Genomic DNA, 16,587 nt, shown 5'->3' with positions numbered 1-16,587 from the left:
CCTCAGTGCTTACCGCCGGCGCGAGGCCGGTTTGTGCTGAATTGTTCACATTATCGTTCATGACCGGCGCGACAGCACCACGAGGTGCCGTTCCGCATCCAGTTCCGGCACCGTCAGCTTCGGTACCGCCTCCACCTGCCACGTCGCCATCAGTCCAGCAGCTTCCATGCGATCGATCTCCGCCTGTGGATAAATACCCTTCATCGCGATCAGCTTCCCGCCCGGCGCCAGCAATTGGCCAGACAGGCTCACGAAATCGGTCAACTCCGCGAACGCCCGCGACGTGATCACGGCATAGCCGCTGGCGTCCTCGAGCTTCTCCACCGGGCCCCAATGCGCGGCGGCGTTGGACAGCCCAAGCTGCGCGCGGCACTGTGTCAGGAACGCGGTCTTCTTCTGGACGATGTCGACCATCAGCACGGACACGTCCGGACAGGCAATCGCCAACGGCAGCCCGGGCATGCCGCCGCCGGAGCCGACGTCGAGCACCCTGCCTTGGGCCGGCTCGGCCACATCCGTGGCGCGCGCGGCTTCCGCCAACGCGGGGACGGCCGTCAGCGAATCGAGCAGATGGTGCGTGAGCATCTCGTCAGGATGACGGATGGCGGTGAGGTTGTAGACGCTGTTCCACTTGCGCAGCAGCGTCAGGTAGGCGAACAGCGTGTCGATCTGGGCCGGCGCCAGTGTCAGGCCGATGGCCGCCAACCCGGCTTCCAGGCGGCGGCGTTGCGCGGCGTCGTCGATCGCGGGGTGTCGGGGGCCGCCCACTCAGGCAGCCTCCTGGCCGTTGCCGGCCGGCGCGGCAGCGGACGCACCGCGCCCCATGCCCTTCTTCTTGAGGTGTACCAACAGCAGCGAGATCGCGGCCGGCGTGACGCCCGAGATCCGCGACGCCTGCCCGAGCGTTTCCGGACGATGCTGGTTCAGCTTCTGGCTGACCTCGAAGCCCAGCCCGCGCACCTCGGTGTAGTCGAAATTAGGCGGCAGCTTTGTCGCCTCGTTGGCTTCCAGCTTGTCCACCTCGGCGGCCTGGCGGGCGATGTACCCGTGGTACTTCACGCCGATCTCGATCTGCTCGCGGATCTGCTCGGCCAGCATCGGGTCTGCATCGAGCACCCCTTCCGGCGCATGACGGCCATCCTGCATCGCCATCAGTGCCTCATAGGTGACCTCGGGGCGCCGCAGCAGATCAGCCAGCGAATACTCGCGCTCGATGGCCTTGCCGAGCAGCGGCACGGCGTCGGCTTCCGGCAGCAGCGTCGGGTTGACCCACGTGCTCTTCAGGCGCTCTGTTTCACGTGAAACAGCGTCGCGCTTTCGATTGAAAGCGTCCCAGCGGGCATCATCGACTACGCCCAGTTCGCGCCCCATCTCGGTCAGGCGCATGTCCGCGTTGTCTTCACGCAGGCTCAGACGGAATTCGGCGCGGCTCGTGAACATCCGGTACGGCTCGGTCACGCCACGCGTGATCAAGTCATCGACCAGCACACCGAGATAGGCCTGGTCGCGACGCGGCGTCCAGGCATCGCGCTCGCGCACAAAACAGCCCGCGTTGATACCGGCCAGCAGGCCCTGCGCGGCGGCTTCCTCGTATCCGGTCGTACCGTTGATCTGACCGGCGAAGAACAGCCCCTGGATCGCCTTGCTCTCCAGCGACGCCTTCAGCGCGCGCGGATCGAAATAGTCATATTCGATTGCGTAGCCGGGGCGCAGGATGTGCGCGTTCTCCATGCCGCGGATTGAATGGACCAGATCGAGCTGCACGTCGAAAGGCAGGCTCGTGGAGATGCCATTCGGATAGAACTCGTTCGTCGTCAGCCCTTCCGGCTCGAGGAAGATCTGGTGGCTTTCCTTGCTCGAAAAGCGATGGATCTTGTCCTCGATGCTCGGGCAGTAACGCGGCCCTACCCCTTCGATCACACCGGTGTACATCGGCGAGCGGTCCAGGCCGCCGCGAATGATGTCGTGGGTACGGCTGTTGGTATGCGTGATCCAGCACGGCAGCTGCTGCGGATGCTGCTCCGGACGGCCCAGGAAGGAGAACACCGGCACCGGATCGAGATCGCCCGGCTGCTCTTCCATCACCGAAAAGTCGATGGTGCGCCCGTCGATACGAGGCGGCGTGCCGGTCTTGAGCCGGCCCTGCGGCAGCTTCAATTCCTTCAGACGTGCCGACAAGGAGACCGCCGCCGGATCGCCGGCACGCCCACCCGTGTAGTTATCCAGCCCGACGTGGATCTTGCCATCGAGGAACGTCCCCGCCGTCAGCACCACAGCCCGCGCCCGGAAGGCGATGCCAACCTGGGTCATGGCGCCAACCACGCGGTCGCCCTCCACCATCAGGTCATCGACGGCCTGCTGGAATAGCATCAGGTTCGGCTGGTTCTCCAGCCGGGTCCGAATCGCCTTGCGATACAACACACGGTCCGCTTGAGCGCGCGTGGCACGGACGGCCGGGCCCTTGCTGGAATTGAGGATGCGGAACTGGATACCGGACTCGTCCGTGGCCGCCGCCATCGCACCGCCCATGGCGTCCACTTCCTTGACCAGATGCCCCTTGCCGATGCCGCCAATCGACGGATTGCAGCTCATCTGACCCAACGTCTCGATGTTATGGCTCAACAGCAGCGTCTGGCAGCCCATGCGGGCGGCGGCAAGCGCGGCTTCGGTGCCGGCGTGACCACCACCGACGACAATGACATCGAACTCTTTCGGGTAAAGCATGGGACACCTCCTCCGGGAGGCTGGGCGGAAAAATTCAGGATGCCGAATTATAGCGGCAATCCCATGAGGGACTTTGGTCGGACACCATGTTTCACGTGAAACATGGCGGGTGCGGTACATGGTGGGAGGAAGTGTTTCACGTGGAACACAATCTGTGATCTCCGCCACGCACGTCATTTGTGACGTATTTGATGCATTTTTTGCGTCGCAACATGACTCGGCGCATGATCTTGGACTCACCAGACAGGAGTTCAGTCATGAATTTCCAGGATTCACGGGGTCTTCACATGCTGCCGCAGGCGCCAGAGGAAGCGTCGTACTACACCTATGGAACGCCCAGCGCGGGCCTGGGGCAATACGCGCATCCGAATATGCTGTCGTTCTTGTTCAACCTTGAGTTCAAATGGGGCCGGCACGATGATCGGAAGCTGGGATTCGGGAACATTAGTCTCGCCGACAGCACCTATTTCGAAGGCCACAAATCGCATAGGGATGGGCTGGATATCGACATTCGGCCCGTCCGTAAGGACGGGAAACACATGCCAGTCGAATACCAGCAAGCGGCCTATGATCGCGCCGCCACACGCCGACTCGTCGAGCTCATTTGGCAATGCGGACACGTGGATTATGTGTACTTTAACGACCTCACAATCCCACGGGTCGTCCGGAAGCCGTTCCACGATAACCATCTGCACGTTCGTGTCCGAGGATAAGGACAATGAGATATCAAATGGCTATAGTCCTGGTCGCCACATTGCTGGGCGTGGCGGCAGTGAGCGCTGCAGCTTCGGCATGGGAGTACGAGTTTCGTCCAGCAAAAGTGGAGTACGTTGTATATGGCGGCTATCTTGGCGACACGATCCCGCCCAGCAAAGGCGACAGTAAGATTTCCTTTTTGATCTCGGGTAGCGCCGCCCGAGAGATGTTCAACGCCCTTGGGCCGGACCGGCCTGATGCATGCGGTGCGGACGCCTCGACTCGCGTGAGGGAAAAAAGAGAAATTTCTTGTCTACGATACTCTGCCAAGGAATACGTGTGCTACGTCGGTTTCGACTTGAAAACCGGCAAAAGCATCGGCGGCGTCATCTGTTAAGCCCCCAAAGAAAAAGCCCCGCTTCCGCGGGGCCCTTCCCTCTCCGATGTTTCACGTGAAACATCGCCGTACCGCTTTCAAAGCTTCCCGCGGATATACGTGGCGATGCTCGCCGACAGCAATCCCAAATCCCGCTGGAGGGTCACGAAACCCGCATTGGGTACCTTGGTTGCCTCATCCATATAGAGCGGGCGGCGGATCTCGATCTGGAGGCTATTGCGGCGCTCGGCGGGGCGGCCGATTTGGGCGATGAGCTGCACACCCTTGTACGGGTCGTTGCGGGCTACGGTGTAGCCCATCTTCCGCAGTTCCCGCTCCACGAGGTTGACGAGGCCGGGCTCGCATGTGGTGCCGTCCCGGTCGCCCAGTACGAAGTCCGCCAGCGGGTGCGGGCTCTGGATCTTGAGCCGCTCGTAGGCGTTGTTCGGCATCGAGTGCAGGTTCAAGTGCCACACCGCGCCGAAGCGGCTGTAAGCGGCCTCCACCGCCGACGACAGCACCGCGTGGTACGGCCGGTAATAGCGGTCGATCCGTGTCTGCACTTCCGCTACGGACAGCTTGCGGTCATAGATCGGGGTATTCGCATCCAGCCTGCGCCAGACCAGCCCGTAGCCGAGGCGCGTCTTCTCGCCCGGGGCCAGCGTGGTCGGCCAGGGGCCGTCGAGCAGGTCCGGGTCGAGGTCGTCGAGCATCCGGTTCGGGTCGATATAGACGCGGGGGAAAGTGGCCGCGACCAGCGTCCCGCCGACCTCGGGCACGGCTTCCCACAGCGTGTCGATGTGGGTGTCCTCCCCACCTCGCAGCCGCGCCAGCGGCACCACCGCGCGGAAGTCGTCCGGATAGAACACGCCGCTGTGCGGAGAATCGCAAACCAGCGGCAGCGGATCACCCTGGGGGCCGGCCAGCGAGAACGGGCCAATCGGGGCGTCGCCCTGTACAGCTTCGAAGGTCGTCATCGCTCAGTCCAGCTTGATGTTGGCAGCCTTGGCCACGCGGGCATAGCGGGCCATGGCCTGCTGGATCTGCGCCTTGAACTGGTCAGGCGTGGTCGGGACCAGCGTACCGCCGGACTCCTCGACCTTGCGCTTGAACTCGGGGTTCTGCATCGCCTTGTGGATGGCGGCGTTGAGCTTGTCGACGATGGCCGGCGGCGTGCCGGCCGGTGCGACGATGCCGAACCAGCCGCCATCGCCCATGTCCTTGAAGCCGAGCTCGTTATAGGTCGGCACATTCGGCAACTGCGACGAGCGTGCCGCGCCCAGCACCGCCAGCGCGCGCAGGCGGCCCGATTTCACGTGGGGCAGCGTGGACGACAGGTTGTCGGTGATCGCGTTGACCTGCCCTGCCACGGCGTCATTGAGCGCAAGCCCGGCGCCCTTGTACGGCACGTGCAGCAGGTCGATCTTGGCCAGCATCATGAAGTTCTCGATGTTGACGTGCCCCAGCGAGCCCGCACCGGGCGACGCGAACGTGTACTTGCCCGGGTTGGCCTTGGCCAGCGCGATGAACTCCTGCATCGTCTTGGCCGGCACGCTCGGGTGGACGGCGAACACACTCGGGATGGCAATCACGTTGGTGACCGGCGCAAAGTCCTTGATCGGGTCATAGCCGAGCTTCGGGTAGACGGCCGGGTTCGAGCCGTGCGTGCTCACAGTGGCCATGCCGATCGTGTAGCCGTCCGGCGCCGAGCGCGCCACCTGCTCCATGCCGATGGAGCCGCCCGCCCCACCCTTGTTGTCCACGACGATGGTCTGGCCCAGCTCCCGGCCGGCGAATTCGGCCACCAGGCGTGCCGACAGATCGGTGGAACCGCCCGCCGCGAACGGCACGACAAGCCGGATCGGCTTGTTCGGATAGCTGCCTTGCGCGATGGCGTGGCCGCTGACGGTGGCGCCCAGCGTGGCGGCCATGGCGATGCCGGTCAGCAGGAACTGGCGTCGCGGGGAACGGGCTCGGGTCATGGGATCAAACTCCTCTTTATCGTTCTCGATGGGGATACCGAGCGTCGAGTGTCGGGAGTTTACCGGTCGCGCACAAACGACTATATTGCACGGTTGCATTACCAAAGCTCATCCTAACCAAGCGCCCCCGCGCCCTGCCCCATGCGGCTCCGTTCCCCGTCGATGTCCGAGTTGCACGCGTTCGCCACGGCGGCGCGGCTGGGCAGTTTCACGCGCGCGGCGGAGACGCTCTGCGTGACCCAGGGCGCCATCAGCCGGGCCATCGCGCGCCTGGAAGAACACTTCGGCCAGCCGCTGGTCCATCGCAACGCACATCGGCTGACGCTCACCGAGGCGGGACGAATCTATCTTGAGGCCGTGGCTGGCCCACTGGCCGCCATCGAAGCCGCCAGCGCGGCGATGCTGCAACGGGATCAGGCCCGGCAGCACCACCTCACGCTGTCAGCCGTCCCCACGCTGGCGAGCGTCTGGCTCGTGCCGCGCCTGCCCGACTTTCACCGCCGACACCCCGACATCCGGCTCGACTTCGTGCCCTATCGCCGCAACGAGGATCTCTCCGGGCCGTCGCCCGATGCGGCGCTGCTCGCCGGCGTGGCCGACAAGTGGCCGGGTCTGCAAGTCGACTATGTGATTGGCCGCGAGATGGTGCCGATCTGCCACCCCGCACGGGCCCACGCACGGCGCGCGGCGGGAAGATGGCAGCACCCCGCCGATCTGCTCCAGGAACCGCTGCTGTTCCACACCACGGCGCCCGCCAATTGGCAGCACTGGCTCGAAGCAGCGGGCGTACCCAGTGCTGCGCCCCGACTGGCCACCGGCTTCGATCAGGTGTCGATCCTCGTCCAGGCAGTGAAGGCGGACATGGGCGTGGCGGTGCTCCAGCGCTGCCTGGTGCGCGACGAAATCGCCGCCGGCGCAGTGGTCGCCCCTTTCGATCTGCCGATCCGGCTGCAGCGTGGATACTTCCTCTGCGCCCCGAAGGAGCGGCGCGACCATGTGGCGCTGAATTGCTTCCGCGCATGGCTGTTGGAGGTGGCGAAGGAGGATGAACTGGATAGATGAGATTTCCTAAGCCAAGGGAAAAAACATCCATCCCGCCCATCTACTCCAGCCTGATATTCCCTGCACAAATAAAAAAGCCGGCTCAACGCCGGCTTTCATTCATCCAGGTAACCAACCGTACCTACTTCGTACACTAGGCCGCCTTCTTCGCCAGCCCCAGGTACGTTTCGATCACCTTCGGATTGCTAGCCAACTCGGAAGCCGGCCCTTCCATCGCCATGTCGCCGGTCTCGATCACATAGGCATAGTCGGCCACCTGCAACGCGGCGCGCGCGTTCTGCTCGATCAGCAGCGTCGCTACGCCGGTCTCGCGCAGGTTGTGGATGATGTGGAAGATCTCCTTGACGATCAGCGGCGCCAGCCCAAGGCTGGGCTCGTCGAGCATCAGCAGTTGCGGCTTGGCCATCAGCGCGCGGCCCACCGCCAGCATCTGGCGCTCGCCGCCTGACAGCGTGCCGGCGTCCTGCTTCGCCCGCTCTTTCAGCCGGGGAAACAGCCCGTAGACCACCTCCATCTGATCGAGGTAATTGCGCTCGCCGGCCTTCTTGCGACGGAACGCGCCCAGTTGCAGGTTGTCCTCCACCGTCATCGACGCGAACAACTCGCGCTTCTCCGGCACCAGGCACATGCCGCGCGCGACGCGCCCCTCCACCGGAATGCCCGCCATGTCATGGCCGAGGTAGCGCACCGCGCCGTTCGACGATCCACTCACCGGCAGCGCGCCCATGATCGCGTTGAGCATCGTGGACTTGCCCGCGCCATTCGGACCGATCACGGTCACGATCTTCCCGGCCTCCACCTTCAGGCCGGCGCCATGCACCGCCTCGACCTTGCCGTAGCGAACATGCAGGTCATCGACTTCCAGAATCAGATTCATCTCATATCCTCACTCGACGCCGCCCAGATAGGCTTCCAACACAGCCGGATTCTTCTGGACCTCCTCCGGCACGCCCTCGGCGATGCGCGTCCCGAACTCCATCACCACGAGGCGATCGGTCAGGTTCATCACGAAGTCCATGTCATGCTCGACCAACAACACGCTCATGCCCTCGCCCTTCAGCTTCTTCAGCAGCTCGGCCAGCGCCTGCTTCTCCTTGTAACGCAGGCCGGCCGCTGGCTCGTCCAGCAGCAGCAGCGCCGGGTCGCAGCACAGCGCACGCGCGATCTCCAGAATGCGTTGCTGGCCCAGCGCGAGGCTGCCGGCTTCCATATACATGCAGTCGGCCAGCCCCACGCGCTCGAGCTGCCGGCGCGCTTCGAACAGCAGCTTCTGCTCCTCGGCCTGATTCATGCGGAGAATCGCCGCCGCCACGCCGCCCTGGGGGCGGAAGTCGCCGCGCAGGTGCGCGCCGATGGCTACGTTTTCGAGGACCGTCATCGTCGGCAGCAGGTGCACGTGCTGGAAGGTCCGGCCCACGCCGCGCTTGACGATCTCGCGCGACGGCAAGCCCGAAATCACCTCACCGCGGTACCGCACCTCGCCCCGCGTCAGCGGCAGCACACCCGTGACGAGATTGAACGTGGTGGACTTGCCGGCGCCGTTCGGCCCGATCAGCCCGATGATCTCGCCGGCGCGCACCTGGAAGCTCACGTCGTTCACGGCCACCAACCCGCCGAACTGCTTGCGCGCCGCACGCACGTCGAGGATCAGCTCGCCGGCCTCGGGCTTCTGGCGCACCGGCAGCGGCTGGGCATCGTCCGGCGCCGTCACCGGTGGCCCCGACGGGAACAGCCGGCGCAAGAACGGCCAGATGCCGTCGCTCGCGTATTGCAGCAGCAGCACCATCAGCACACCGAAGACAATGATCTCGAAATTGCCCGTGGAGCCGAGCAGCTTCGGCAGCAGCCCCTGCAGCACGTCCTTGAGGATGGTCAGGATGCCCGCGCCGAGCACCGCGCCCCATACGTGGCCCACGCCGCCCACCACGGCCATGAACAGGTACTCGATGCCGTAGTTGAGCCCGAACGGCGTCGGGTTCACGGCGCGCTGGAGGTGCGCGTAGAGGAAGCCCGACACGCAGGCCAGCACCGCCGCCACGACGAAGATCACCACCTTCATCCAGGCGGTGTTCACGCCCATCGCCTCGGCCATCGTGCCGCCGCCCTTGAGCGCACGGATGGCACGGCCCGGCCGCGAGTTCAGCAGGTTCTGCATGGCCAGCACGGCGAGCAGCACCACCACCCAGATCAGATAGAACATCGAGCGCCCGGACTGCAGCGACACACCGACGAACGACAGCACCGGCACGCCATTCAGGCCGTCGTACTTGCCCAGGAATTCAAGGTTGCCAAACAGGAAGAACAGCGAGAGCCCCCAGGCGATCGTCGCCAGCGGCAGGTAGTGGCCCGACATCCGCATGGTGATCAGCCCGATCACGTAGGCGCAGGCCATCGTGATGCCCAGCCCCACCAGCAGCCCGAACCACGGCGACAGGCCGAACTGCGTCGTCAGGTAGGCCGTGCTGTAGGCGCCCAGGCCCACGAACGCCGCCTGCCCGAACGAGGTCATGCCGCCGACGCCCGTCAGCAGCACCAGCCCGATCGCCACGATGCTATAGAGACCGATGTAGTTGCCGAGCGTGATCCAGAACTCGGGCGTCGGCAGCACAGGCAGCAGGGCCAGCACGACGACGAACAACATCGTGAAAATACGATTGCGCGTGGCGGCTGGGGTGCGCGCCTTCGTGCGAGGGTGGATGATCTCCACCGGCTTGTCGGCCACGGGCTTCTCGGTCAGCAGTGTCATGGCTTACTCCTCTTCCTCGACATGCTTGCTGGTCAGCGAGCGCCACAACAGCACCGGGATAATCAAGGTAAATACGATGACCTCCTTGAACGCGCTGGCCCAGAAGGACGAATAGGATTCGAGCAGGCCGACGAGGATCGCGCCGAGCGCGGCCACCGGATAGCTGACCAGCCCGCCGACGATGGCGCCCACGAAGCCCTTCAGGCCCACGAGGAAGCCGGACTCGTAGTACACCGTGGTCAGCGGCGCGATCAGGATGCCGCACAGCGCGCCCATCGCCGCCGCCAGCGTGAACGACAACCGCCCCGCCTGCGTGGTGCCGATGCCGACCAGCCGCGCGCCGAGCCGGTTCACGGCCGTGGCACGCAGCGCCTTGCCCTGGAGCGTGCGCTCGAAATAGAAGTACAGCGCGCCGATCAGCAGCGCCGACACGCCCACCACCCACAGGCTCTGGCCCGAGACGCTCAAGGTGCCGATGTCGAAGCGCGCATCGGAGAACGCGCTGGTACGCGAGCCCTCGGCGCCGAACATCACCAGACCCAGCCCCACGAGGGCGAAGTGGACCCCCACGGAGACGATCAGCAGCACCAGCGTGCTGGCTTCGGCCAGCGGCTGGTACGCCAGCCGGTACAGCATCGGCCCGAGCGGAATCACGATCAGCAGCGTCAGGGCGATCTGCGCGAGCATCGGCAGCGGCTGCCCGCCGTACTGCTGCACGACAAGGTGAACGGCCAGCGGAAACACGACGTACTTGCCGGCCAGCACGGCCAGCCGGCGCGGGGCGGTGCGGCGCAGCTCGGCACTGCGCAGCACGGTCACGCACTCGTAGAGGAACGTCAGCACGCCCATCGCCAGCAGCAGCCACGTGGTCTGCGGCGCGTGGCCGGCCTGCATCGCGGCGAGCGTCAGGGCGCCATACGCCACGAACTCGCCCTGGGGGATGAAGATGACGCGCGTCACCGAGAACACCAGCACCAGTGCCAGTGCCAGCAGCGCGTAGATGGCGCCGGAGGTGATGCCGTCCTGCGCCAGGATGGCCGCAATCGAGAGGTCCATTGTCTCCCCGTGTCTGGGAACGTGTCGTGGAAGGAGGTGCGGCGTTACCAGCTTGGCGGCGCCGCCCTCCTGAACAGGGTCATGCGGGCATCATCACAGGATCCGGCGGACAAAAAAAGGGCGCATGGATCGCCATGCGCCCTTTTTTGCCTCGTGACTCCGCGACTTGCTCCGTACCGCCGGTCGAATGCCGGCTTACTTCGTTTGCAGCTTCCACTTGCCATCCACGATCTGCACCATCACGCGCGCGCGCTGGTCCATGCCGAGGTGGTCGGTGGGGCTCATGGTGATGATGCCGTGCGAGACGGGCAGGTTCTTGGTCTGCTCCAGGGCGTCGCGCAGTGCCTTGCGGAATTCCTTGGTGCCGGGCTGGCCCTTCTTGAGCGCCTCCGGGATTGCGTTCTGCAGCAGCAGGCCGGCGTCCCAGGCGTGGCCGCCGAAGGTCGACACCTGGCCGCCGAAGGCCTTCTCGTAGGCGGTCTTGTAGGTCACCGCCGGCTTCTTCACCGGATTGCTGTCGGGCAGCTGCTCGGCTACCAGCAGCGGACCAGCCGGCAGGAACGTGCCCTCGCAGTCCTTGCCGCAGACGCGCAGGAAGTCGGGGTTGGCCACGCCGTGGGTCTGGTAGATCTTGCCCTTGTAGCCGCGCTCCTTGAGCGTCTTGGCCGGCAGCGCGGCCGGCGTACCCGAACCAGCGATCAGCACCGCATCGGCGTTGGCGCCCATCATCTTGAGCACCTGACCCGTCACCGAGTTGTCGGTGCGCGCAAAGCGCTCGTTGGCCACGACCTTGATCTTGCGCATCTCCGCCACCTTGGCGAATTCCTGCGCCCAGCTTTCGCCGTAGGCATCCGCGAAGCCGATGAATGCCACCGTCTTCACGTTGTTGTTCGTCATGTGCTCCGCAATGGCAGTGGCCATGTGCGAGTCGTTTTGCGGCGTCTTGAAGACCCAGGCGCGCTTGGCGTCCATCGGCTCGATGATGCGGGCCGAGGCGGCCATCGAGATCATCGGCGTCTCGCTCTCGGCGGCGATGTCGACCATGGCGAGCGAGTTCGGCGTAACCGTGGAGCCCACCACCACGTCGACCTTGTCCTCGCTGATGAGCTTGCGGGTGTTCTTGACGGCAGTGGTGGTGTCGGTGGCGTCGTCGAGCACGAAGTACTCGATCTTCTTGCCCGCGATCTCCTTGGGCAGCAGCGTGAACGTGTTCTTCTCGGGAATGCCGAGCGAAGCGGCAGGCCCGGTGGCCGATACGGTGACCCCCACCTTGACCTGGGCACTGGCCGCCCCGGCGAACAGGCTGGCGGCGGCAAGGGCCATCACGCTGGCGCGCTTGAATGTCATCTCGTCTCCTTCGGTTCCAAAAAAGGAAAAAGGCATCCGCCGGCTTCCGGCCGGCGGATGCCCTCAGTTCTTGGTTTGGCCCGTTTTTCGGGCTCTATGGCCGGCGCAGCGCTGGCACCAGCGTCAATGTCGGGAACTTCGAAGACCGTCCCTTTTGATTTTCCCGTCCTGCGCGGTTTACCCCCGGATTGCGCAGTTGCATTCCCCGACCGTGCGGTCGGGAATGCGAATCGAGTCTAACACAGCGATTTCGTACGAAAAGGCGGGATTAACCCGCAGCGGCGCGGGCGCAACAGTCAGGGTCGGCCGGGAAAGCCGGCCAGTAGCGGGATTGGGGTCGATGCCGAGGTCAGCCGAGCTGCTTGGGCGTCGGCACGAGGCTGCGGTGCAGGAGCCCGTCGGCCCCGGGGGCGAAGCCGCGCGGCGCGGCTGCGGGATCGGCCAGCAAGCCGGGCGCCAGCCACACCTGCCGGATACCATGCGCGCGGCACCAGTCGGCCAGCACGTCACAGCAGGCGGCGAGGGACGCCGTCGAAGCCGCCGGATCGTCCAGATCGGCCGGCCCCCACCACTCCGCCGCCAGCGCAACGCGGCCTCCGGTGGACAAGCTGTGGATAAGTGTCACCGGTAGCAGACCATGCACCGTGTTGGGGCTCGCCTCGCCGCCCGGGTTTCCGGCATCGGCGATGGCGCCATCGATAAGACAAAGCCCCTGCGCACCCTGCGCCAGGAGTGCTTCCAGCGACAGCCTGCGGGCGCGGGCCTCGGGTACGGCAAGCGGCGCGCGGGCCATCAGCCAGGCGTCGATCAAGGCGGCGTCGGCAGGGGTGCCGACCCGCACGAGCCCTTGTGGGCGCGAGGAATGCGGGGATGGGTGATCCATGGACAGGAAGGACGGTCGGGAGATAAGCCTGGCGCGCCAGCGGGCGCTACAAATCAAAAAGGCGCTGCCAAGGATCACCTGGCAACGCCTTTTCATTGTATTGGCTGCTGCTACCCGACACCGGGTGCGCGCCTGTCGTCTCCTCGCTTCCGCCTCCATTTAACCTGCGAAAACCGTATATGCAATGTAACGAAGCGGTGCGTATGAAACAAGCTAGCAGAAACCCTAGCCCCAAAAGCGGGCATGTCGGCCTGTCATCACTCGCACTTTTGCTACTTTTTGCGACTCGTCAGCGCGATCAGCTCGCCCATGATGCCCCGGCGGAACGTCAGCACGCAGATCACGAAGATGATGCCGGTGACCATCGTCACCGACTCGCCGAGCGCGTTGAACCAGGAGATGCCGGTCAGGTGCGCCAGGAACGAACCGATGTCGCCAAGCTTGTTTTCGAGCGCCACCACCACGAAGGCGCCGACGATCGGGCCAGACAGCGTGCCCAAGCCGCCCACCAGCGTCATCAGGATCACCGAGCCGGACATCGACCAGTGCACGTCGGTCAGCGTGCCGAAGCCCAGTACCAGCGCCTTGATCGAACCCGCCAGCCCGGACAGCGCGGCCGAGATCACGAAGGCGAGCAGCTTGAAGCGATCGACATCGTATCCAAGCGAAATCGCGCGCGGCTCGTTCTCCTTGATGGCCTTGAGAATCTGGCCGAACGGCGAGTGCACGGTGCGTACGATCAGCGCGAACGCGGCGACGATGATGGCCAGCGCCACGTAGTACAGCGTGATGTCCTCGGAGAGCGAGAGCACGCCGAACAGCTTGCCGCGCGGAATGCCCTGCAGGCCATCCTCGCCGCCCGTGAACGGCGCCTGCAGGCAGATGAAGAACAGCATCTGCGCCAGCGCCAGCGTGATCATCGAGAAATAGATGCCTTGCCGTCGGATGGCCAGCGAGCCGACCACGTAGCCGATGCCGGCCCCGGTCAGCGTGCCGAGGATCAGGCCCACTTCCGGCGTCACGCCCCAGACCTTCATCGCATGGCCGGCCGCGTAGCCGGCGCCGCCGAAGAAGGCCGCGTGGCCAAACGAGAGCAGCCCGGTGAAGCCGATCAGCAGATTGAACGCGCAGGCGAACAGCGCGAAGCACATCACCTTGAGCACGAACACCGGGTAGGCGCCCGCCATCGGGGCCACGATCAGCCCCAGCAGCAGCAAGCCGTAAAGCACCTTCTTCTGCACACCCACTCCGTTCCTGACGGTTCCGGTGCTCACAGGCACCGCGGTTTGTCCGGTTTGTCCGCTCATCACTTCTCCCTCCCGAACAGGCCAGCCGGGCGCAGCAGCAGCACGATCACCATGATGAAGAACACCACGGTGGCCGATGCCTCAGGATAGAACACCTTGGTCAGGCCCTCGATCACGCCGAGGCCCAGGCCGGTGAGGATGGAACCCATGATCGACCCCATGCCGCCGATCACCACCACGGCGAACACAACGATGATCAGGTTCTGGCCCATCAGCGGCGACACCTGGATCACCGGCGCCGCCAGCACGCCCGCGAAGGCCGCCAGCGCCACGCCGAAGCCGTAGGTCAGCGTCACCATCAGCGGCACGTTGACGCCGAAGGCTTCCACCATCTTGGGGTTCTCGGTACCGGCCCGCAGGTAGGCACCGAGCTTGGTCTTTTCGATCACGAACCACGTGGCGAAGCAGACCACCAGCGAGGCGACCACGACCCAGGCGCGGTAGTTCGGCAGGATCATGAAGCCGAGGTCGGTGGCGCCCTGCAGCGCGTCGGGCGGCGAGTACGGCAGGCCGGAGACGCCGTAGATCGAGCGGAACACGCCTTCGATCACCAGCGTGATGCCCAGCGTCAGCAGCAGCCCGTAGATATGGTCGAGCTTGTAGATCCAGCGCAGCATCGACTTTTCGATGATCACGCCGAGCACGCCGACGATGATCGGCGAGAGCGCCAGCATGACCCAGTAATTGAGCCCGGCGTACTCCATGCCCGCCCAGGCGAGCAGCGCGCCGAGCATGAACAGCGCGCCGTGTGCGAAGTTGATGACGTTGAGCAGGCCGAAAATCACGGCCAGCCCGAGGCTCAGCATCGCGTAGAAAGCGCCATTGACCAGCCCCAGCAGCAACTGGGACAGCATGGCGGGTAGAGGAATTCCGAATATGTCCATTGGCGTCGAGTGCCTGAGTGTCTATCCCCTCCCCCGCCAGCGGGAGAGGGGCGCAAAACCAATGCTTACTTCTTCATCATTGCGCACTTCGACTCGGCAACCGTCGTGAAGGCCTGGTCACCCGGGATCGTTGCCACGACCTTCAGGTAGTCCCAAGGCTTCTTCGATTCCGCCGGCGCCTTCACCTGCATCAGGTACATGTCGTGGATGTTGCGGCCGTCGGCGCGGATCTGCCCCTTGTTGTAGAAGTCGTTGATCTTCATCTTCTTCAGCTCGGCCATCACCTTGTCCGGATCGTCGGTCTTGGCCGTCTCCACCGCCTTCAGGTAGGTGCTGACCGCCGAGTAGTCGGCTGCCTGCAAGCTGCTCGGCATCTTCTTCATCTTGCCGAAGTAGCGATTCGCCCACTTGCGGGTGTCGTCGTTCATGTCCCAGTACCAGCTGTCGGTCATCAGCAGGCCCTCGGTGTTCTTCAGGCCCAAGCTATGCACGTCATTGATGAACATGAGCAGACCAGCGATCTTCATATTCTTCGTGATACCGAATTCCTTGGCCGCCTTGATCGAGTTGATCGTGTCGCCACCGGCGTTGGCCAGGCCCAGGATCTGCGCCTTGGACGATTGCGCCTGGAGCAGGAACGAAGAGAAGTCCGATGCCGACAGCGGATGGCGCACGGAGCCAACCACCGTGCCGCCATTGGCCTTGACCACGGCGGCGGTGTCGGTCTCGAGCGAGTGGCCGAAGGCGTAGTCGGCGGTCAGGAAGAACCACGACTTGCCGCCCTGCTTCACCACCGCGCTGCCGGTGCCCTTGGCCAGCGCTACCGTGTCATACGCGTAGTGCACCGTGTACGGCGAGCACTCCTCGTTGGTCAGGCGGGCCGTGCCGGCGCCGTTGTTGATATAGACGCGCTTCTTCTCGGACGCCACCTTGTTCATGGCCAGCGCCGTGCCGGAGTTGGTGCCGCCCAGCAGCATGTCCAGGCCCTGCTGGTCCATCCACTCGCGCGCCTTCGAGGCGGCGATGTCGGCCTTGTTCTGGTGATCGGCGGACATCAGCTCGATCGGCTTGCCCAGCACCTTGCCGCCATGGTCCTCGATGGCCATCTTCACCGCTTCCAGGCCGCCCGGGCCGTCGATGTCGGCGTACAGGCCCGACAGGTCGGTGATATAGCCAATCTTCACGGTGTCGCCCGACACCTGCGCCGATGCCCCCGTGGACACCGCGCCCAGAACAGTCGCCGCCACAGCCACGGCCAGCCGAGTCATCTTCATGTTTTGTCTCCTGAGTTTCGGCAGCGTGCTCACGCCACCCGTTCCTGCCACCATCAATCGAGTAACCCGCACGCACGAGGGCGCGCGCGGATCAGACCCCAAGCAGTTCGTTCAGCACCGGCATCTTGGCCTGCAGTTCGGCGGCGGCGAAGCGCTCGACGATCTGCCCGTGCTCCATCACGTAGAAGCGGTCGGCCAGCGGCGCGGCGAAGCGGAAGTTCTGCTCCACCATCACCACCGTGTAGCCCTT

15 protein-coding genes and 1 pseudogene are annotated in these 16,587 nt (G+C 64.8%); 3 read left to right on the top strand and 13 right to left on the bottom strand.

Annotated elements, in window-relative coordinates; translation table 11 throughout:
* Window positions 1–57: 57 nt before the first annotated feature.
* Entirely contained in the window at window positions 58–768 is a 711-nt protein-coding gene (gene rsmG, locus AC1DFU_RS24395) for a 16S rRNA (guanine(527)-N(7))-methyltransferase RsmG (protein ID WP_092300348.1), read from the bottom strand.
* Complete coding sequence (mnmG, locus tag AC1DFU_RS24390) at window positions 769–2,724, bottom strand: tRNA uridine-5-carboxymethylaminomethyl(34) synthesis enzyme MnmG (protein WP_441593511.1); 1,956 nt, start codon at window positions 2,722–2,724, stop codon at window positions 769–771.
* Window positions 2,725–2,981: 257 nt separating this feature from the next.
* On the opposite strand from mnmG, the gene AC1DFU_RS24385 reads away from it, so the two are divergent.
* Window positions 2,982–3,437: a penicillin-insensitive murein endopeptidase gene (locus AC1DFU_RS24385; RefSeq protein WP_092300354.1), complete on the top strand. Its 456-nt coding sequence runs from the start codon at window positions 2,982–2,984 to the stop codon at window positions 3,435–3,437.
* Window positions 3,438–3,454: 17 nt separating this feature from the next.
* Window positions 3,455–3,817: a hypothetical protein gene (locus tag AC1DFU_RS24380; RefSeq protein WP_092300357.1), complete on the top strand. Its 363-nt coding sequence runs from the start codon at window positions 3,455–3,457 to the stop codon at window positions 3,815–3,817.
* 77 nt (window positions 3,818–3,894) lie between these two features.
* On the opposite strand, the gene AC1DFU_RS24375 is transcribed toward AC1DFU_RS24380, so the two are convergent.
* Both AC1DFU_RS24375 and AC1DFU_RS24370 read right to left on the bottom strand, forming a co-directional pair.
* The gene (locus tag AC1DFU_RS24375) at window positions 3,895–4,773 is read right to left on the bottom strand and encodes an N-formylglutamate amidohydrolase (RefSeq protein ID WP_092300360.1); all 879 of its coding nucleotides are present in this window, start codon (window positions 4,771–4,773) and stop codon (window positions 3,895–3,897) included.
* 3 nt (window positions 4,774–4,776) lie between these two features.
* A complete protein-coding gene (locus tag AC1DFU_RS24370; RefSeq protein ID WP_092300363.1) occupies window positions 4,777–5,778 on the bottom strand; it encodes a Bug family tripartite tricarboxylate transporter substrate binding protein in 1,002 nt (333 codons plus the stop codon).
* Between the two features lie 141 nt (window positions 5,779–5,919).
* On the opposite strand from AC1DFU_RS24370, the gene AC1DFU_RS24365 reads away from it, so the two are divergent.
* Window positions 5,920–6,840 (top strand): LysR substrate-binding domain-containing protein, encoded by a 921-nt coding sequence (locus AC1DFU_RS24365; protein WP_092300366.1) that lies wholly within the window; start codon window positions 5,920–5,922, stop codon window positions 6,838–6,840.
* A gap of 133 nt (window positions 6,841–6,973) precedes the next feature.
* Here the strand turns inward: AC1DFU_RS24365 and AC1DFU_RS24360 are convergent, their stop codons facing one another.
* The 9 genes and pseudogenes from AC1DFU_RS24360 to AC1DFU_RS24320 form a co-directional block, all read right to left on the bottom strand.
* A complete protein-coding gene (locus tag AC1DFU_RS24360; protein ID WP_441593510.1) occupies window positions 6,974–7,717 on the bottom strand; it encodes an ABC transporter ATP-binding protein in 744 nt (247 codons plus the stop codon).
* 9 nt (window positions 7,718–7,726) lie between these two features.
* Complete coding sequence (locus tag AC1DFU_RS24355) at window positions 7,727–9,481, bottom strand: branched-chain amino acid ABC transporter ATP-binding protein/permease (RefSeq protein ID WP_255370969.1); 1,755 nt, start codon at window positions 9,479–9,481, stop codon at window positions 7,727–7,729.
* 108 nt (window positions 9,482–9,589) lie between these two features.
* Window positions 9,590–10,642: a branched-chain amino acid ABC transporter permease gene (locus AC1DFU_RS24350; protein ID WP_092300375.1), complete on the bottom strand. Its 1,053-nt coding sequence runs from the start codon at window positions 10,640–10,642 to the stop codon at window positions 9,590–9,592.
* A 195-nt stretch (window positions 10,643–10,837) separates the two neighbouring features.
* Window positions 10,838–11,989, bottom strand: coding sequence for an ABC transporter substrate-binding protein (locus AC1DFU_RS24345; RefSeq protein WP_092300378.1), 1,152 nt, complete (start codon window positions 11,987–11,989; stop codon window positions 10,838–10,840).
* A 349-nt stretch (window positions 11,990–12,338) separates the two neighbouring features.
* The gene (locus AC1DFU_RS24340; protein ID WP_255370966.1) at window positions 12,339–12,950 is read right to left on the bottom strand and encodes a hypothetical protein; all 612 of its coding nucleotides are present in this window, start codon (window positions 12,948–12,950) and stop codon (window positions 12,339–12,341) included.
* Between the two features lie 194 nt (window positions 12,951–13,144).
* Entirely contained in the window at window positions 13,145–14,179 is a 1,035-nt protein-coding gene (locus AC1DFU_RS24335; protein WP_369823531.1) for a branched-chain amino acid ABC transporter permease, read from the bottom strand.
* Window positions 14,179–15,063: a branched-chain amino acid ABC transporter permease gene (locus AC1DFU_RS24330; protein ID WP_092300384.1), complete on the bottom strand. Its 885-nt coding sequence runs from the start codon at window positions 15,061–15,063 to the stop codon at window positions 14,179–14,181. The genes AC1DFU_RS24335 and AC1DFU_RS24330 overlap by 1 nt, the downstream gene beginning before the upstream one ends.
* A 65-nt stretch (window positions 15,064–15,128) precedes the next feature.
* Complete coding sequence (locus AC1DFU_RS24325) at window positions 15,129–16,337, bottom strand: ABC transporter substrate-binding protein (RefSeq protein WP_441593508.1); 1,209 nt, start codon at window positions 16,335–16,337, stop codon at window positions 15,129–15,131.
* Window positions 16,338–16,428: 91 nt separating this feature from the next.
* Window positions 16,429–16,587: pseudogene (locus AC1DFU_RS24320) on the bottom strand (ABC transporter ATP-binding protein); the annotation flags it as partial.

This window comes from Cupriavidus sp. 10L45, from assembly GCF_056395225.1.
This window is presented reverse-complemented; position numbering and strand designations above follow the sequence as displayed.